Source organism: Promicromonospora sp. CA-289599 (genome assembly GCF_050936155.1).
Taxonomy (GTDB): Bacteria; Actinomycetota; Actinomycetes; order Actinomycetales; family Cellulomonadaceae; genus Promicromonospora.
On the sequence record NZ_JBNJNI010000001.1, the window covers coordinates 131233 to 147903 of the forward strand.

17 protein-coding genes are annotated in these 16671 nt (G+C 71.3%); 6 read left to right on the forward strand and 11 right to left on the reverse strand.

Going from position 1 to position 16671, the window contains the following annotated elements; translation table 11 throughout:
- The first annotated feature begins 96 nt into the window (after positions 1 to 96).
- Both ACQEVI_RS00525 and ACQEVI_RS00530 read left to right on the forward strand, forming a co-directional pair.
- The gene (locus ACQEVI_RS00525) at positions 97 to 510 is read left to right on the forward strand and encodes a hypothetical protein (RefSeq protein ID WP_432893566.1); all 414 of its coding nucleotides are present in this window, start codon (positions 97 to 99) and stop codon (positions 508 to 510) included.
- A 96-nt stretch (positions 511 to 606) separates the two neighbouring features.
- Positions 607 to 1173: an HD domain-containing protein gene (locus tag ACQEVI_RS00530; protein WP_432893568.1), complete on the forward strand. Its 567-nt coding sequence runs from the start codon at positions 607 to 609 to the stop codon at positions 1171 to 1173.
- A 20-nt stretch (positions 1174 to 1193) separates the two neighbouring features.
- Here the strand turns inward: ACQEVI_RS00530 and ACQEVI_RS00535 are convergent, their stop codons facing one another.
- Positions 1194 to 1667 carry an NUDIX domain-containing protein gene (locus ACQEVI_RS00535; RefSeq protein ID WP_432893571.1) on the reverse strand — a complete coding sequence of 158 codons (474 nt, stop codon included), beginning with the start codon at positions 1665 to 1667 and terminating at the stop codon, positions 1194 to 1196.
- Positions 1667 to 2428, reverse strand: coding sequence for a helix-turn-helix domain-containing protein (locus ACQEVI_RS00540; protein ID WP_432893573.1), 762 nt, complete (start codon positions 2426 to 2428; stop codon positions 1667 to 1669). Before ACQEVI_RS00540 ends, ACQEVI_RS00535 begins: the two co-directional genes overlap by 1 nt.
- Positions 2429 to 2579: 151 nt before the next feature.
- On the opposite strand from ACQEVI_RS00540, the gene ACQEVI_RS00545 reads away from it, so the two are divergent.
- Together ACQEVI_RS00545 and ACQEVI_RS00550 are read left to right on the forward strand one after the other, a co-directional pair.
- Positions 2580 to 2867 carry a hypothetical protein gene (locus tag ACQEVI_RS00545; RefSeq protein WP_432893576.1) on the forward strand — a complete coding sequence of 96 codons (288 nt, stop codon included), beginning with the start codon at positions 2580 to 2582 and terminating at the stop codon, positions 2865 to 2867.
- Positions 2868 to 2972: 105 nt separating this feature from the next.
- The gene (locus ACQEVI_RS00550; protein ID WP_116675660.1) at positions 2973 to 3851 is read left to right on the forward strand and encodes a PAC2 family protein; all 879 of its coding nucleotides are present in this window, start codon (positions 2973 to 2975) and stop codon (positions 3849 to 3851) included.
- Between the two features lie 102 nt (positions 3852 to 3953).
- Here the strand turns inward: ACQEVI_RS00550 and ACQEVI_RS00555 are convergent, their stop codons facing one another.
- From ACQEVI_RS00555 to ACQEVI_RS00565, 3 genes are all read right to left on the reverse strand, one after another.
- Complete coding sequence (locus ACQEVI_RS00555; protein WP_116675661.1) at positions 3954 to 4169, reverse strand: hypothetical protein; 216 nt, start codon at positions 4167 to 4169, stop codon at positions 3954 to 3956.
- A gap of 111 nt (positions 4170 to 4280) precedes the next feature.
- The gene (mshC, locus tag ACQEVI_RS00560) at positions 4281 to 5591 is read right to left on the reverse strand and encodes a cysteine--1-D-myo-inosityl 2-amino-2-deoxy-alpha-D-glucopyranoside ligase (RefSeq protein ID WP_432893580.1); all 1311 of its coding nucleotides are present in this window, start codon (positions 5589 to 5591) and stop codon (positions 4281 to 4283) included.
- 63 nt (positions 5592 to 5654) lie between these two features.
- Positions 5655 to 6575, reverse strand: a complete 921-nt coding sequence (locus ACQEVI_RS00565) for an undecaprenyl-diphosphate phosphatase (protein ID WP_432893583.1) — start codon at positions 6573 to 6575, stop codon at positions 5655 to 5657.
- Positions 6576 to 6643: 68 nt separating this feature from the next.
- Between ACQEVI_RS00565 and ACQEVI_RS00570 the strand changes: the two genes are divergently transcribed.
- Complete coding sequence (locus tag ACQEVI_RS00570; protein WP_432893586.1) at positions 6644 to 7618, forward strand: aldo/keto reductase; 975 nt, start codon at positions 6644 to 6646, stop codon at positions 7616 to 7618.
- A gap of 40 nt (positions 7619 to 7658) precedes the next feature.
- Here the strand turns inward: ACQEVI_RS00570 and ACQEVI_RS00575 are convergent, their stop codons facing one another.
- Positions 7659 to 7979: a primosomal protein gene (locus tag ACQEVI_RS00575; protein ID WP_432893588.1), complete on the reverse strand. Its 321-nt coding sequence runs from the start codon at positions 7977 to 7979 to the stop codon at positions 7659 to 7661.
- 293 nt (positions 7980 to 8272) lie between these two features.
- Between ACQEVI_RS00575 and ACQEVI_RS00580 the strand changes: the two genes are divergently transcribed.
- The gene (locus ACQEVI_RS00580; protein WP_357442612.1) at positions 8273 to 8491 is read left to right on the forward strand and encodes a DUF5703 family protein; all 219 of its coding nucleotides are present in this window, start codon (positions 8273 to 8275) and stop codon (positions 8489 to 8491) included.
- A gap of 16 nt (positions 8492 to 8507) precedes the next feature.
- Here the strand turns inward: ACQEVI_RS00580 and ACQEVI_RS00585 are convergent, their stop codons facing one another.
- The 5 genes from ACQEVI_RS00585 to ACQEVI_RS00605 all read right to left on the reverse strand — a co-directional run bounded on the left by ACQEVI_RS00585 (position 8508) and on the right by ACQEVI_RS00605 (position 16480).
- Entirely contained in the window at positions 8508 to 9845 is a 1338-nt protein-coding gene (locus tag ACQEVI_RS00585) for a M20/M25/M40 family metallo-hydrolase (RefSeq protein ID WP_432893591.1), read from the reverse strand.
- A 68-nt stretch (positions 9846 to 9913) separates the two neighbouring features.
- Positions 9914 to 11998, reverse strand: a complete 2085-nt coding sequence (locus ACQEVI_RS00590; RefSeq protein ID WP_432893594.1) for a M3 family metallopeptidase — start codon at positions 11996 to 11998, stop codon at positions 9914 to 9916.
- 104 nt (positions 11999 to 12102) lie between these two features.
- Entirely contained in the window at positions 12103 to 13377 is a 1275-nt protein-coding gene (locus tag ACQEVI_RS00595; RefSeq protein ID WP_432893597.1) for an alginate lyase family protein, read from the reverse strand.
- Positions 13377 to 14711: a ricin-type beta-trefoil lectin domain protein gene (locus ACQEVI_RS00600; protein WP_432893600.1), complete on the reverse strand. Its 1335-nt coding sequence runs from the start codon at positions 14709 to 14711 to the stop codon at positions 13377 to 13379. The genes ACQEVI_RS00595 and ACQEVI_RS00600 overlap by 1 nt, the downstream gene beginning before the upstream one ends.
- Positions 14712 to 14812: 101 nt before the next feature.
- Entirely contained in the window at positions 14813 to 16480 is a 1668-nt protein-coding gene (locus tag ACQEVI_RS00605; RefSeq protein ID WP_432893603.1) for an ABC-F family ATP-binding cassette domain-containing protein, read from the reverse strand.
- Positions 16481 to 16671 lie beyond the last annotated feature (191 nt).

The window sequence follows — 16671 nt, forward strand, 5'->3', positions numbered from 1 at the left end:
GCCTCGCCGCGCGCGCTGGGACGTCCTGAGTGATGCTGGCCCACGATCGGCGGCCACGGCCGACGACCCCGGTAGCACCGACGAGGAGGAGTGACCGTGTTCGGACCCGATTTCTTCGAGCGACTCTCGCAGCGGACGTACTACGACCTCGACGGCAACCCGATCACCCAGGACCAGTGGTCGGTGCTGCGCCGCGGGGCCGGCAGCGGCCACGTCGCACGCGACCACATCGGCTTCTACCACGTCTCCACGGTCTGGACCGGTATCGACTCCGCGGCTTCGGCGGACGACGACAACAGCCACGCCCACGGCCGTACTCCGCTGATCTACGAGACGATGGTCTTCGTCGAGCGGCTCGACCCGGACGGCATCCTGTCCGAGGACGAAAAGCTCGACTGCACCGAGGAGTACGCAGAGCTGCACGCCACGCGCGACGACGCGCTCGCCGGCCACCATCGCACGACGGCGATGGTCCGCGACTGGATAGTCAACGGCCGACCGGAGCTCTGACGACGGAGGTTCAGGATGCAGACCAGCACACGTCCCCTGACCATGCCCTTTGCGTCCCGTCGCGCCGTGCGCGGCACGGCGCTCTACGGTGAACCGATGCACGGAACCATCCCGCGGGAGCTGGACCCCGCGGGCGCACAGGCACTGCTGACCGCGCTCTTCGAGCCCGGCGCCGACCGCCTCGCGCACTCGAGAGGCGTCGGCCGCCGCGCCGAGCAGGTCGCGCGTGTGCTCGGCAGCCCGGACCTGCTCGTCTCCGCCGCCTACCTGCATGACATCGGCTACGCCGCCGCGGCCCTGGACACCGGCCTGCACCAGCTCGACGGAGCCCGCTACCTCGCGCGGCTGGGGGCGCCGGCGGAGCTGACCGGCCTCGTCGCGCACCACACGGAGGCCACCGTCGAAGCCGCGGAGCGCGGCCTGGACCACGCACTGCGGCGCGAGTTCCCCGAGCCCGCCCCCGAGCTGCTGGACCTGCTCACCTACTGCGACATGACCACGTCGGCGCGGGGCGAGCCGGTAACCGTCGACGAGCGGTTCGAGCGCATCTATGACCGCTACCCGCCGGAACACCTCGTGTCCCGCAGCATGCACTCCGCTGAGCCGGGGCTGCGCCGGCTCGTGTCCGGGATCGAGCGCCGACTGGGGCTGCCTCTCAGGTGAGGCCCGTCAGGTGAGGCCCGTCAGGTCAGGAAGGGCATCGTCCGCGTCGGGTCCACCGCATGCTCGATCCGCAGCCGCATCGAGGGGTGGATCTCCAGCTCGCCGAGCCTGTCGACGTGCTGCCACACGACCTCGCTCGACTCCCCCGAGGTCCGTGCCGCGCCTCCGGTGACCGTTCCACGCATGCAGATGGAGAACTGGGCGCGGACCTCGCCGTCCGAGTACACGATCACGTGCCGGGGATCGGTGTAGATCCCGACCAGGCCGGTGATCCGCACGCGGTACCCGGTCTCCTCCTCGGTCTCGCGGACGCCGGCCTCGCGGACCGTCTCCCCGGGGTCGATACCCCCGCCGGGCAGGGCCCAGAGGCCGTTGTCGGTGCGGTGGATGAGCAGCAGCCGTCCGACGTCGTCCCGCACCGCCACCGTCACCGACGGAACCACGGAGTTCACGGGCGGAGCGGTCGGGTCGTCGAAGTAGTCGAACCGCATCATCACGCCACCCTGTCCGAGTCCTCCGTCCGAGGCCATGCCTCCAGAGGTTTGGCGGCCGCCCAGACCCGCTCGAACCCTGCCTGATAGGCGGGCGCCATCGACGCCTCCGGACCGTCCTTGAGGTGCAGCAGCGGGTTGGCCCCGGCGGGCGAGCCCCACACGTGGGTGTTGACCAGCAGGTCGTCGTCGAACCGGAAGGTCGTCGCGTACAGCGTGCGGTCGTGCAGACGCACCTCGACGCCCGGTGTGCCGAGCGCGGGCGCCAGGTAGGCCAGCACCAGCGCGATCCGCCCGGCGAGGCCCGTACCGCCCTCCTCCTGCGTGCGGACCGCCACGGCGGCGCCCTCCGGGTCGCCGAGCAGCAGCCGCACCCGCACGCCGCGTGCCGCCATGGTGACGATCTCGGTCGTCAGGTCGAGGGTCTGGTCGGGCAGGAACGTCGCGGCGAACGCGTGCAGCTCGAACCGCTGTTCCACCCCGGCGAGGAAGGCACGCCAGGTACCGGCCGGCATCGCGCGGCGCGCCGGGTACACCCCGACGATCTCCTGCGCCGCGGCCTCGGCCCGGTCGACGTCGCCCCACAGTGCGGCGACGTCGCAGCCCAGGGCGTCCGAGACCGCCACCCGATGGCGCGGGTGCGGCGTGCGGCCCTGGGCCACCCAGCGCTCCACCGTCTTCGGGTCCACGCCCACGGCAGCAGCCAGCCGCACCTGGCTCAGGCCTGCCTGAGCCATCGCTGCGACCAGTCGTTGATTTCTCATCGTGAACACCCCCAGGGACGTATCTATCACCGAAACGTCCCGAGCGCTGCCGATGGCACGTCCCGTGCTTTGACGCACAGTTGTCTCAGCCAGTTGCCCCATGCCCGCTCTCATGCTCGCCCCCTGTCCGATCCACGCTCCGGAGAGTCTCGTGAATCCCATTGCGACGCAGTCGGTCACCGAACGTCTCGGCGATGTCATCGATCTGCTGCGGCACGTTCGCGCGGACTGGATCGAGGTGCTGACGGTCACGCCGGAGCGGGTGTGCCTGCAGCCCTGGCACCTGGACGACGGCGAGAGCATCGCCCGCGCGCTCGGCCTCGACCACGCGATCGACCAGCGCATGGTGGAACCCGGCTACACGCTCTGGACCGGTACCTGGCGCGGCGTCGAGGTCCAGGTCCGCGGCGCACTGCGCGCCGGCGTCCCCGTGTTCTGACCTGTACCCCGGGTCTGGCGCCGACGTCCGCCCGCCGATTCGCCCGTCCGCGAACGCGACCGCGCCCCTGGCCACGCCGGGCGCCCCACACCATAGGCTGGGGGGATGACCGACGCGCATCACGAGCAGCCGGAGCAGGCCTCGCCTCGCCAGACCGTGCTCCTCGCTGCCTTCGAAGGTTGGAACGACGCGGGGAGTGCCGCCACGTCGGCCCTCACGCACCTGGCCGAGGTGTGGGGCGCGGAGAAGGTGACAGAGCTCGACCCCGAGGAGTTCCACGACTTCCAGGTCAACCGGCCGTACATCTCGCTGGACGACGACGGCAAACGCTCCATCACCTGGCCGACGACGTCCGTCTCGGTGGCCCAGGTGGGCGAGCGCAAGGTGGTGCTGGTGCACGGTGTCGAGCCGTCGATGCGCTGGCGCAAGTACTGCGAGGAGCTGCTGCAGGTGGCCGACGACCTCGGGGTGCGGACGGTGATCACGCTCGGCGCGCTCCTGGCCGACGTGCCGCACACGCGGCCGATCCCGATGACCGCGACGTCGGACAGCGTGGGCCTGCAGGCGGTGCTCGACATCGAGGCCAACACGTACCAGGGACCCACCGGGATCGTCGGCGTGCTGCAGCACGAGGCGGCGCAGCGCGACCTGCAGTCGGTGAGCCTGTGGGCGGCGGTACCGCACTACGTCGCCAACCCGCCGTCGCCCAAGGCGACGCTCGCCATCCTCACGCGCGTGGAGGAGATCCTCGGCGAGCCGGTCCCCATGGGCGAGCTGCCCGACGACGCCGCGGCGTGGCAGCACGGCGTGGACGAGCTGGCGTCCGAGGACTCGGAGATCTCCGAGTACGTCGCACAGCTCGAGGAGGCGAAGGACACCGCCGAGCTCCCGGAGGCCTCGGGCGATGCCATAGCGCGGGAGTTCGAGCGCTATCTGCGCCGGCGGGACACCGGAGGCAAGGACAGCGGTCCCGAGAAGCTCTGACGGGCACCGGACAGCAGCTGACCGGTACCAGATCCGGAACAGCAAAAGAGGCCTGAGCCCAGTTGGGCTCAGGCCTCTTTCATTCGGTTTCGGCAGTTGGGTTCACACGCTGCTGGAAATTGGTTCGATCCGCACTCCGGCGTCCGGACCGTGAAATCCCACCCACGTCTCGAGACACCGTGCGGCGTCCTCTACGCGGTCATAGACCGGTGCATATCCTGGTCCGTTGCGCACCACGCGATAGCGCGTGCTGCACCGGGGCGTCGTCGTGACGGTGACCCGGGTCTCGCCCGTGAAGTCTTCCTCGTACTCCGTCATGCTCCCCATCCTGCCCCGGGTTAAATACAAACGGAAGCAGGGGTCAAAACTAACCCGTACGGCGTCGGACGTGGCGCTGGCCTACCTGACGCAAACCGGACACTCAAAGGGCTAAAGACGTACCCCGAGCAGGGCATTCACCGTGCGCGCCAGGACGCCCGGAGCGCCCTCCTCGTCCGCCGAGGTATCCCGCGCGGGATCGAGGGAGACCTCGGCCCAGGCGTCGACGGCGGCCAGTGCGGACGGCGCGTCGAGGTCGTTCGCGAGCGCCGCACGGACCGCGGCGAGGGTCGCGTCGGCGGACGGGCCGCCGTTGCCCGAGACCGCGTCGCGCCACCGGACGAGCCGTGCCTCGCCCTCGGGCATCGAGGTCTCGTCCCACTCCCACTCGGTGCGGTAGTGGTGGGCCAGCAGGGCCAGCCGGATCGCCATCGGGTCGTGGCCCGCCTCGCGCAGGCGGGAGACCAGGACGAGGTTCCCGAGCGACTTGCTCATCTTCTCGCCCTCGTAGCCGACCAGGCCCGCGTGCACGTGCGTACGCGCTCCTGTGGGCTCTGCGCCCTCGGGGACCGGACACAGCACTCGCAGGTGCGACGTCGACATCTCGTGGTGCGGGAACAGCAGGTCGGAACCGCCGCCCTGCACGTCGAACCGCTCCCCGGCGGCCAGGCCGAGCCCGTCCCGGGCGATCACCGCGCACTCGATGTGCCAGCCGGGGCGTCCGGTGCCCAGCGGGCCGCCGTCCCATGCCGGCTCGCCCGGACGCTCACGGCGCCACAGCAGCGGGTCGAGCGGGTCCTTCTTGCCCTCGCGGTCGGGATCGCCGCCGCGCTCGGCGAAGTCGGCGAGCGCCTGCTCGCGGCTCTGCCGCGCGACGGTCCCGAAGCGCGGGTCGGCGGTGAGGTCGGCGTAGACGTCGCCCAGCTCCGGCGTCGGGCCGCCCGCGCCCGGCTCCAGCGGCACGCGGTACGCGGCGCCTGACTCGAGCATGGCGGCCACGGCCTGCGCGACCTCGGGCACGGACTCGACGGCACCCGTCCACGTCTGCGGCGGGATGACACCGAGCGCCGTCATGTCCTCGCGGAACAGCGCGGTCTGGGACGCCGCGAGCTCGCGCCAGTCGACCCCCGTCGCCGTCGCGCGCTCGAGCAGCGGGTCGTCGACGTCGGTCACGTTCGAGGTGTAGAGCACGTCCTTGCCCGCGTCGCGCCAGGCGCGGACCAGCAGGTCGAACGTGACGTAGGTGTTCGCGTGCCCGATGTGGGTGGCGTCGTAGGGCGTGATGCCGCACGCGTACAGCCGGGCCTGCGGCCCTGGCGCCGCCTCGACGAGCTCACCGGTCGACGAGTCGTGGACCCGCACCGGGTCGGAGACGGGGAAGCCGGGAAGCTCCGGGACTTGGGGTGTGGGCCAGGCGTGCACGCGACCAACGATAACCGCCGCTCACGGCCCTCCCGGACCACGTCAGGGCGCTGGAGATGTGTTCTACGCGACGCCGCCGGTCGCGTCGATGGTGCCCGACATGAGCAGCCACACTACAGCGCCGGCGAGGGCGAACCGGTAGAACACGAACGGCTTGTACGAGTAGTTCCCGATGATCTTGAGGAACCCGATGATCACCGCGTAGCCGACGCCGAACGCGATGATCGTGGCGATGATCGTGGCGCCCCAGCCGGGCGCACCGGCCGGGAGCGGCTCGCCGAGGGTCTTGATCAGCTGGTAGAAGCCCGAGCCCAGCACCGCGGGCAGCGCGAGCAGGAACGAGTAGTCGGCCGCGGCCTTCCGCGTGAAGCCCATGGTCAGGCCCGCGGTGATCGTGCCGCCGGAGCGGGAGACGCCCGGCACCAGCGCCAGCGCCTGGGCCAGGCCGAAGCCGAGGGCGCTGGGCCCCGTGAGCGACGTCAGCTCGCGCTCCTGGCGCCCGAAGATGTCGGCCAGGAGCAGAAGGAACCCGAAGAACGTGAGCGTGAAGACCGTGATCCAGAGGTTGCGGAACGTGGTCTCGATGGCGTCCTCGAACAGCAGCCCGAGCAGCACGATCGGGATCGAGCCGAAGATGATGTACCAGCCCATGGCGGCATCGTGGTCCGCGCCCGAGCCGGGGCGGCCGTGCCGCAGGTCCACCGAGCCGGACCGCGGCCCCAGGCCGGTGCGTGCGCGCCAGCCGCTGCCGTTCGCGCCCGTCAGGGCCTTGAACCAGGCGACGAGGATCGCGCCGATCTTCTTGCGGTAGTAGATGATCACGGCGAGCTCGGTGCCGATCTGCGTGATCGCGGTGAAGGCCGCGCCAGGATCGCCCGAGCCGATCAGCTCGCCGACGATCCGCAGATGGGCCGACGACGAGATCGGCAGGAACTCGGTAAGGCCCTGGACCAGGCCCAGAAGAATCGCTTCCCACGCAGTCACGGGCGGTGACACTACCCCACGGCGCGCCTCCGGACGCACCCGCCAGGGCCGCAGGTAGCCTGCCCGACATGGAACGACGCCGCGTAGGCAGGTCTGGCCTACGGGTCTCCGAACTCGGGCTCGGGACCATGACATGGGGCCGCGACACCGACGAGATCGACGCGGCCGAGCAGGTTCGGGACTTCCTCGACGCCGGCGGCACTCTCGTCGACACCGCCGCCAGCTATGCCGACGGCGACGCCGAACGTGTCATCGGCACGCTGCTGTCCGGCAAGGTGGCACGCAACGAGCTCGTGCTCGCCACCAAGGCGGGCATCCGCTCGGAGTCGCGGCCCGACGGCGGCTCGGGCCGCGTCGTGGACGCCTCGCGCGGCGCCCTGCTCGACAGCCTCGACGAGTCGCTGCTGCGCATGGGTACCGACCACGTCGACCTGTTCCTCGTGGCCTGCCCCGACCCGCACACCTCGCTCGAGGAGACGTGCAACGCGCTGCGCATCGCCGTCACCACGGGGCGCGCCCGCTACGTGGGGCTGAGCAACCACCCGGGCTGGGCCACCGCGCGCGTGGCGACGCTGCTCGAGCCCGACGTCGGCCTGGCCGCCGTCGAGCTCGAGTACTCCCTGCTGCAGCGCGGCGTGGAGCGCGACGTGCTGCCCGCCGCCGACGCGCTCGGGGCCGGGCTGCTCGCCTGGTCACCGCTCGGGCGCGGCGTGCTCACCGGCAAGTACCGGCGCGCCATCCCCGCGGACTCCCGGGCGGCCGGGGCTCTCGCCGGCTTCGTGCAGCCGTATCTGGAGGGTTCGGCGTCCGCCGTCGTCGAGGCGGTGGCGACCGCCGCCGAAGGACTCGGCCGTACCGCCGGGGAGGTCGCCATCGCGTGGCTGCTGGAGCGCGAGGGCATCGCGTCGGCGATCGTAGGCGCGCGGACGCCCGCGCAGCTTCGTTCGTCGCTCCAGGCCGCGAGCCTCGAGCTGCCCTACGAGGTGCATGCCGCCCTCGACGACGTCTCCGCCCCCGAGATCGGCTACCCGGAACGCTGGTGACCGTACCGGCGTCCGTGCCCGTGCCCGCGTCCGTGCCGGGTCAGCGCTGCTGCGCAGGCTGGGGCTCGTCCTCCTCCACGGACTCCTCTGCCTCGTCCAGGTCGTCGTCGAAGTCGATGTCCTCGAGGTCCTCGTCATCCTCGTCGTCGTCATCGTCGACCTCGTCGGCCAGGTAGAACGGCGTCACTTCGCCGAACACCGTGGCCAGGGACTCCTCGTACACCTCGTAGGCGTCGGCGAGCACGTCGTACGCGTCGTCGACGGCGGGGTCGTCGTCACTCCGGCGAGTGGCGACCGCGTGATGATGGGCCTCGAGTGCGGCAATGAGGCGATCTAGCGCGGCACGCGGTTCTACGGTCATGCCTTGAACTGTAGCGCCAGGTCCAGGCCAGCGGGATCGCAATTCGTGATCGTTACTGCGAAGATCCCGGGGGCACGGCCGCGCCGGTCGGGGCCGTGCGGCACGGGTCCACCCGCTTTCCTGACCAGGAGACATGGCGGCGCTCCGCCGCGACACGCGACGAGGTGCGACCTCGGTCACGGTGCTCGATCGCCGCGTGGGTCACAATGAGCGCTACGAGATGTGTTGCTGCCGGACCGGCGTGGAAACCGGCATAAACTGACCTCACCCGTGACCCGAGGACGGTGCATCAGATGGCGAGAGACGGCTCCGTGTTCCGCAAGCACAGCCAGTACGAGTACCGCATCGTGACGTTCGATCCGGACACCAGCGTGCCGGACGCTCGCCGGCTGCTCACCGAAGAGGCCGAGTACGGCCGTTGGGAGCTGGCAAGGACCCTTCTCTACATCGGCGGCAGACGTAAGGTCTGGCTCCGCCGCAAGATCATCAGGGTCTCCTCGACCCTCGACTGAGCTCGGTTCGCCGGGGTCAGCAGGTCGCCAAGAGGCGGTCCAGGACGCGTGTGCCGAACTTCAGCGCCTCGGTCGGCACGCGCTCGTCCACGCCGTGGAACATGCCCGCGAAGTCGAGGTCGTTCGTGAGCTGCAGCGGCGCGAACCCGTAACCCGTGATCCCGAGCCGGTGGAGCGACTTGTTGTCCGTGCCGCCCGAGAGCGTGTACGGCAGCACCTTCGCCCCCGGGTCCTCGGCGTCGATCGCCGCGACCATGGCGTCCACCAGGTTGCCGCTGAACGGCACCTCGAGCGCCGTGTCCAGGTGGATCGGCTCGATCCGCACGCGCGGGCCGGCGAGCTCGCGCAGCGTCGCCATGCCCGACTCCTCCTGGCCGGGCAGGAGGCGCACGTCGATCGCCGCCTCGGCGCGCCCGGGGATGACGTTGGCCTTGTAGCCGGCCTCGAGCTGGGTCGGGTTGGACGTGTTGCGCACCGTGGCGCCCACGAACTTCGCGACCGGGCCCAGCGCTGCGACCAGCGCGTCGATGGTCGTGGGGTCGTCGTAGTCCACGGGGAGGCCCGTGAGGTCCCCGACGCCGCGCAGCAGCGCGTCCACGGTGGGCGTGATCGTGTAGGGCCAGGCGTGCTGCCCGATGCGCGCGACGGCGGCGGCGAGCTCCGTCACCGCGTTGTCCGGGTTGACCTGCGAGCCGTGCCCGGCCGTGCCGTCGGCGATCAGGCGCAGCCAGGCGATCCCCTTCTCGGCCGTCTGCAGCAGGTAGGCGCGCTTGCCGTTCACCTCGACCGAGTAGCCGCCCACCTCGGAGATCGCCTCGGTCGCGCCCTCGAACAGGTCGGGACGGTTGTCCACGGCCCACCGGGCGCCGTACACGCCGCCGGCCTCCTCGTCGGCGAAGAACGCGACGACGACGTCACGCGCGGGCTTGCGGCCCTCGCGCACCATCTGCCGCACGACCGCCAGGATCATGGCGTCCATGTCCTTCATGTCGACGGCGCCGCGGCCCCAGAGCAGGCCGTCGGTCTCCTCGCCGCCGAACGGGTCCACCGTCCAGTCGTCCTTGGCCGCGGGCACGACGTCGAGGTGCCCGTGCAGGACGAGGGCAGGCCTGCTGCGGTCCTCGCCCTCCAGGCGGACGACGACGGACGCGCGACCCGGCTCGGACTCGAACAGCTCGGGCTCCAGCCCGACCTCGTGCAGCAGCTCCATGACGTACTCGGCCGCGGCGCGCTCCCCCGGGCCCTCGTTGTTCCCGTAGTTCGACGTGTCGAACCGGATCAGCTCCTGGCAGATCCGGATGACCTCGTCGGCGGCGGTGGGCACGGGCGTGGGGGTCGGAAAGGTGTCGGTCACGGTGCCACCGTAACCGGCCCGCGCCGCGCTCCCGGCACGGGCCGGGAGCGCGTCTCGCAGACTGAACCTCAGGCCAGGCCGCGGCGCTTGAGGAGCGGCGCGATCTCCGGCGCCCGCCCCACCAGGTCCTCGAACGACGCGAGCGGGTCCTGCGACCCGCCGCGGGCGAGCAGCTTGCGGCGGAACGCCTCGCCGTTCTCCCGCGTCAGGCCGCCGTTCTCGGCGTACCACTCGACGGTGTCGGCGTCGAGCACCTCCGACCAGATGTAGGAGTAGTACCCGGCCGAGTAGCCGCCACCACCGAAGATGTGGTTGAAGTACGTGGTGCGGTACCGCGGGGGCACCGCGTCGAAGTCGACGCCGGCCGCCGCGAGCGCCGCCGCCTCGAAGGGCAGCACGTCCTCGACCGACGTCGGGACCTGGTCCGGTGTGAGCTGGTGCCACGCCTGGTCGAGGAGTGCGGCGGCGAGGTACTCCGTCGTCGCGAAGCCCTCCCCCCAGATGCGGGACGCGAGCATGGTGTCCACCCACTGCGCGGGCATGGGCTCGCCGGTCGCGTGGTGCACGGCGAAGGACCGCAGGATCTCCGGCTCCCAGGACCACATCTCGTTGACCTGCGAGGGGTACTCGACGAAGTCGCGCGGCACGGAGGTGCCCGACCGGGACGGGTAGCGCACGTCGCTCAGCAGGCCGTGCAGGGCGTGCCCGAACTCGTGGAACAGCGTGGTGACCTCGTCCCACACGAGGAGGGTGGGCTCGCCGGCGGGCGGCTTGACGATGTTCAGGTTGTTGACGACCACGGGCTTCTGGCCCAGGAGGTGGCTCTGGTTCACGAGGCTGTTCATCCAGGCACCGCCGCGCTTCGACTCGCGGGTGTACCAGTCGGCGAGGAAGAGGCCGAGGCCTGCGTCGGGCTCGCCCGGCTCGGGTGCGTCGAACACCTCGAAGACGCGCACGTCGGGGTGGTAGCCGGCCAGGTCGTGCCGTTCGGTGAAGGAGAGCCCGAACAGGAGGGTCGCGGCCTTGAACACGCCGTCGTGCACCACACGTTCGAGCTCGAGGTAGGGGCGCAGGGCGGCGTCGTCCAGGTTGAACCGCTCCTTGCGCACCGCCTCGTTGAGGTAGGACCAGTCGGCGGCGGCCACGTCGGTGGTGCCGCTCACCTTCGCGAGCGCGGTCGCCTCGCGCCGGGCGTTGGCGACGGCGGCGGGTGCGAGCCGGGCGAGCATCTCGTTGACGGCGGCGGTGGTGCCGGCTGTGGCGTCCGCGGCGACGTAGGCGGCGTGGTGCTCGTAGCCGAGGAGCTGCGCGTGCTCGGCCCGCAGGCGGGCGAGCTCCAGGAGCGCCTCGCGCGTGTCGGTCTCGCCGCCCGTTGCGCCGCGCGCGGTGGAGGCCTCCTGGACCCGTGCCCGGAGGCCGGCGTCCGCCAGGGAGGCAAGCACGTTCTGGTGCGTGAAGAGCTGCATCTCCAGCAGCCAGCCGTCCTGCCCGCGGGCCTCGGCGGCCGCGCGCGCCCCGGCGACGGCGTCCGGGGACAGCCCGGCGAGCTCAGCCTCGTCGGTCACGAGCACGCTCGCCGCGTTGGCGCCCGCGAGGAGCTTGCGTCCGAAGCCGGCCTGCAGCGTCGTGATCCGGGAGTTGAGCTCGCGCAGCCGCTCCTGGTCGGCCTCGGGGAGCGCGATACCGGAACGCTCGAACTGCGTGACGAGCTTGTCGAGCAGGTAGGCGGTGTCGGGTTCGAGCGGCTGGTCGGCCAGGGACTGCACCCGCGCGTAGAGGCGGGCGTCCATGCTGATGGCGTCCTGGTGCGCGGCGAGCTGCGGCGCGAGCCGCTCCTGGATGTCCTCCAGGCCGGGCGTCGAGTCAGCGGACAGCGTGCCGTAGAACGCCGTCGCCGCGCGGCCGAGGAGCTGGCCCGCGCGTTCGAGCGCCTCCAGGGTGTTCTCGACGGTCGCCGGCTCCGGGTCGGTCACGATGGCCTCGACCTCCGCGCGGTGCGCGGCCATGCCCGCGACGACCGCGGGCTCGTAGTGCTCCTCGCGGATCGCCGCGAAGTCGGGCAGCTCGTACGGGAGGGTGGACGGGGCGGCGAAGGGGTTGGCGGGGTCGAGAACGATGTCCGCGCCCTCGGTGGTGGTGCTCGCAGAGGTCATAAGTACATCTTTACGCATGAAGCACCCCCGCCAGGCTCGTTGAGTGCGGGGTATTTGTGGGGCAGAGGCTGTCTGTCCCACAAATAGCCCGCACTCAACGGGTGTCAGCCGAGCACGCGCGGGTTGTCCGCGTGCGTCAGGGTCTCCCACGCCACGAACAGGTTGTTCGTGCCCTGCGGCCGCATCGACTCCGTCAGGGCCTGGGTGTTCGTCATGGCGTGACCCTGCCGGTTGTGCAGCGCGTTGAAGCCGACCTCGGTGATCGGGCCGAGGCCCAGGTGCACCGAACCGCCGCAGAGCCACGACGGCACGGCGGTACCGCGCTGGTAGGTGGAGTGCAGCCCGAGCGCGTGCCGCAGCCGCTCCCCCACCTGCGGGTACAGGTCGTCACCCTGGATGGCGGCGGTCTCCGCGACGTGCGAGATCGCCGAGAGACCGTAGCCGGTGTGCGTGAAGTCCCGGCAGGTCTCCTGCGACAGGCCGTTGACCAGCGTGCGCTGGTTGTGCCAGAACGCGAAGATCTGGTCGGGTGTGTCCCGGCCCGTGCCGGGCACGGTGCGCGGCACCGACCCGTCGGAGGTCAGGTAGATGAACGCGGGCACCCGCACGAGAAACCGCTGCCTTGCGGAGGCGTACGCGTTCCGGTCGTCGAGGAAGACGGCGATGCCGATCGCGGCCTCCATCATCGACAGCTCCCAGTTGCCGTTGCTGCGGGAGCCGTTGATCACCTCGGGCAGGTAGACGTTGCGCAGCATCGTCTCGAACCGGTCGACGTCGGCCGCCGCCCAGCCCCCGCCCGTGTACCGGATGATCTCCGCGGCACGCGGCCACACCGAGCCCGCCCACGCCGTCTGCAGGGGCGCGTTGGAGTTGGTGTGGTCCCGGATCACGGGCGACCACGCGTTCATGATCTGGATCGACTTCTGCGCGTACCGCGTGTCCCTGGTCACCGACCAGGCCAGCGCGTGCGTGTACGCCGCGATCGCGTCCTCCCGCTCGTCCCTGCAACCGTGGTCCGGGTTGGAGTACGACCCGCACTCGACGACGGCCCGCGGGTGCGGGGTGTACGAGAGCGACGCGTACCGGCTGCCCATCATCGAGTCGTACGCGCGCCGCCACGGCTGCGCCCCGGCCTGCACCTGCTGGCGCACGAAGTCGAGCTGCGACCGGCTGACGTGCACCCCCGGGTGCGTGAAGGTGGTGGGCACGTCCGCCGGCACGGCGGCCGGTCCGCCGTCCGGCACCGCGGCCTGCCCGACGGCGGCGGGCGCCTCGGGCGCGGCCGTCGCCGTGCCGCTCACGGCCGTGGTCAGGAGCAGACCGGCCGTCACCGCGAGCGTGACGAGCACGCCCGCTCGCGCGGGCCGTCCGGGCCGCATCAGAACCCCGCCGTGATGCGCGTGAACTCGAACCCCGGCTGATCCCGGTTGACGGACCAGAACGCCAGCCTCGTCAGCCCGTTGTTGCGCGCGTAGTCCCGGATCTGGGTCCAGGCGGCCGTCGTGGTGATCTCACCCTGGTCAGAGCTCCCGTTCATGCCGGAGATGCCCATGTGGGCGTACGCCTGGGCGTCGGTCCACCCGTTGGCGGACTTGAGCTGGTTCTTCAGGCCCTCGGACGCGTTGATCGTGTCCTGTGCGATGTTCGAGGAGCCGAAGTTGAACGGCATGATCGTGTAGTTGTCGATCGGCACGCCCAGCTGCGCTGCCCGGTTGATCAGCCGGGTGCCCGCACCCTCCGGACCGCCGCGGCCGGTGCCGATCGTGACGGCGATCTTCACGTTCGGGTTGTTCTGCTTGACGATGATCAGGCCCTGCAGGATGCGGTCCTGGACGGTGTAGTTCTCGAACTCGTCGGTGTTCTCGATGTCGAAGTCGACGACGTTCGGCTGGTGGGCGTTGATGACCTGCTGCACGGCCCCGGCGAACGCGGCCGGCGTGGAGCAGTTGGGGCCGAGCTTGTTGCCGGACCAGCCGCCGAACGAGATCTGCACCTGACCGCCCGCGGCCTTGATGGCGTTGATGGTCTGCTGGTCCACGCCGCCGGTGAGCGGGCGGCTGCCGTCCCAGGCGGGGTTGCAGCCTCCGGACGACAGGATGAACGCCATGGTGAACGCCCGTACGCCCGTCTGGCTCATGACCGACGTGGCGCTCGGCGGGTTGCCCCAGCCGAGGTAGAGGTACGGCGCGGCCGGCATCTTGGCCGGGTTGGGCTGCGGATCGCCGCCGCCCGTCGGGAGCGTCCAGCGCTGGTTGGCGGCCCCGGCGGTGCAGTCCCACAGCTGCAGGGGTGTGCCGTCGGCCGAGCTGGGCCCGGTCGCGTCCAGGCACTTGCCCAGCACGCGCAGCGTGCCGTCGCCGCCGGCGGTCCACCGCTGCGCGGCGGTGCCGTTGCAGTCCCAGAGCTGGGCGCGGGTCCCGTTCGCGGAGCTCCCGCCCGCCGCGTCGAGGCACTTGCCGAGAGCGCGGACCGTGCCGTCGTCGCGCACGTCCCAGCTCTGCGCGTTCGTGCCGTTGCAGCCGTAGAGCTGGACCTGTGTGCCGTTCGCGCTGTTGGCCGCGGCGACGTCGACGCACTTGCCGCCGTAGCCGGTGATGGAACCCGTGGCCGCCTGCGCGGGCAGCGCGCCGCCCCCGAGCGTCAGCGCGGTCACGAGTGCCATGGACAGAACCGCGAGGCCACCGAACACACGGCGCCGTAGACGTGCTTGCATGGTCGTCCTCCTTGATACTTTCAGAGTTGTAAGTAAGGAGAACTTACGACTTCTTTGACACCCGAAACATCAGGGCTTCCCCGTACAACGCCCACACCGCGCTACAGACGCATCTGCGTCAGGTTGCCCTCCGTGTCCAGGCGGATCTCCGCGTCCAGGCCCAGCCGGTCCAGGAACGACCTGTCGTGGCTCACCACCAGGAGCGCACCCCGGTAGGCCGACAGCGCGTCGACGAGCTGGTCGGTGCTCGCGATGTCGAGGTTGTTCGTCGGCTCGTCCAGCATCAGCAGCTGCGCCGGCGGGTCGGCCAGGAGCAGGCTCGCCAGCGCCACCCGGAAGCGTTCACCACCCGACAGCGTCGCGACCGGCCGGTCCACCGCCGCTCCCCGCACCAGGAACCGCGCCAGCCGGTTGCGCAGCTCCCCCGGCGGCACGTGCGGTGCGCCCGCCCGCACGGCCTCCAGCACGGCGACGTCGTCAGCCAGCACATCCACCCGCTGCGGCAGGTACCCGACGCGCCCGGTCACCACCTCGCCCCCCGCCCCTCCTTGTTGAGTGCTGGATATTCGCCCGTCCGGAGCGGGTTCATGGGGCGAATACCCAGCACTCAACGACGCCGAAGTGGAGAGGAGGTGCTCCAGCAGGGTCGTCTTGCCGGAGCCGTTCGGGCCCGTCAGGGCCAGGCGCTCCGGGCCCTGGATCACGATCTCCCGGCCGTCCGCACCGCGGAGCACCGCCAGGCGACGGCCCGCCGGGACACCCGGGTCGGGCAGGTCGACGGAGATCCGGTCGTCGTCCCGCACCGCCCGCTCCGCCTGGTCCACCGCCGCCCGGGCCGCGTCCACCTTGTCGTCGAGCATCCCCCGGCGCGAACCCTGCGACTTCTCCGCGCTGTTGCGGCGGTCGTTGATCACCGCCTTCACGTACTTGCTGTTCGCGGCGTCCTTACGGCCCTTGCGCTCGCTGTGCGCTATCCGCTCCTCGGCCTCGATCCGCTGCCGCTTCTCCCGGCGCAGCGTCTGCTCCGCCGCGCGCAACGTCTGCGCCGCCGCCTCCTGCTGCACCTCGAGCCACGCCCGGTACTCCGGGTACGGACCGCCGAACGTGGTCAGCGAACCCGCGCGCAGCTCCGCCGTCTCGTCCAGCAGCTCCAGCAGCGCCAGGTCGTGCGAGACGACGACGAGCGCGCCCCGCCACCCCCGCACGAGCTCGTAGAGGCGCTCGCGGGCGTCGCCGTCGAGGTTGTTGGTCGGCTCGTCGAGCAGGGCGACGGAGGCGCTCCCGTTCGACTGCCGCAGGCGGACGCCGGTGATCGCGGTGAGCATCGTCTCGCCGCCCGAGAGCGTCGCGACCGAGCGGTCCAGCCCGGTGGGCAGCCCCGTGGCCGAGAGCAGGGCGACGGCGCGCTCCTCGACGTCCCAGTCGTCGCCGACGACGTCGAAGTGCGCGGGGTCGACGTCGCCCGACTCGATGGCGCGCAGCGCACGCACGACCGGCGAGACGCCGAGCAGGTCGGCGACCGTCGCATCGACGTCCAGGGTGATCCGCTGCGGCAGGTAGTCGGCGGTCCCGCTCAGGGTGACCTTGCCCGACGTCGGCGTGAGGAGCCCCGCGACCAGGCGCAGCAGGGTGGACTTGCCCGCCCCGTTGAGGCCGGTCAGACCTGTGCGGCCGCGGCCGAAGGAGCCGGAGACGTGGTCGAGCGCGACGGCGCCGTCGGGCCAGGCGAAAGTGACGTCGTGCAGCACGACAGAAGGGTTGGACAACATGGAAGGACTCCCGGGTGGTGGCTGGTGCCGACGCCGGGATGCCGCAACGAAGGTGCGGCCAGGCAGGCGTCAGCGCGAGGTGGTCTCGTACCGGGAGATGCCTGTCATCACAGTCCTTCGGGTCGCTCCCTCACACCGCGGACCGCCCGCAGGAGCAGAGAAAGCCTGCCACGGCCCCACGCCGGGGCGCA

Excerpts from the sequence above, each read along its gene's own strand:
- ACQEVI_RS00530 (WP_432893568.1), top strand. The coding sequence starts at position 607 with ATGCACGGAACCATCCCGCGGGAGCTGGACCCCGCGGGCGCACAGGCA.
- ACQEVI_RS00535 (WP_432893571.1), bottom strand. The coding sequence starts at position 1,667 with ATGATGCGGTTCGACTACTTCGACGACCCGACCGCTCCGCCCGTGAAC.
- ACQEVI_RS00540 (WP_432893573.1), bottom strand. The coding sequence starts at position 2,428 with ATGAGAAATCAACGACTGGTCGCAGCGATGGCTCAGGCAGGCCTGAGC.
- ACQEVI_RS00550 (WP_116675660.1), top strand. The coding sequence starts at position 2,973 with ATGACCGACGCGCATCACGAGCAGCCGGAGCAGGCCTCGCCTCGCCAG.
- ACQEVI_RS00555 (WP_116675661.1), bottom strand. The coding sequence starts at position 4,169 with ATGACGGAGTACGAGGAAGACTTCACGGGCGAGACCCGGGTCACCGTC.
- ACQEVI_RS00570 (WP_432893586.1), top strand. The coding sequence starts at position 6,644 with ATGGAACGACGCCGCGTAGGCAGGTCTGGCCTACGGGTCTCCGAACTC.
- ACQEVI_RS00575 (WP_432893588.1), bottom strand. The coding sequence starts at position 7,979 with ATGACCGTAGAACCGCGTGCCGCGCTAGATCGCCTCATTGCCGCACTC.
- ACQEVI_RS00580 (WP_357442612.1), top strand. The coding sequence starts at position 8,273 with ATGGCGAGAGACGGCTCCGTGTTCCGCAAGCACAGCCAGTACGAGTAC.
- ACQEVI_RS00590 (WP_432893594.1), bottom strand. The coding sequence starts at position 11,998 with ATGACCTCTGCGAGCACCACCACCGAGGGCGCGGACATCGTTCTCGAC.
- ACQEVI_RS00595 (WP_432893597.1), bottom strand. The coding sequence starts at position 13,377 with ATGCGGCCCGGACGGCCCGCGCGAGCGGGCGTGCTCGTCACGCTCGCG.
- ACQEVI_RS00600 (WP_432893600.1), bottom strand. The coding sequence starts at position 14,711 with ATGCAAGCACGTCTACGGCGCCGTGTGTTCGGTGGCCTCGCGGTTCTG.
- ACQEVI_RS00605 (WP_432893603.1), bottom strand. The coding sequence starts at position 16,480 with ATGTTGTCCAACCCTTCTGTCGTGCTGCACGACGTCACTTTCGCCTGG.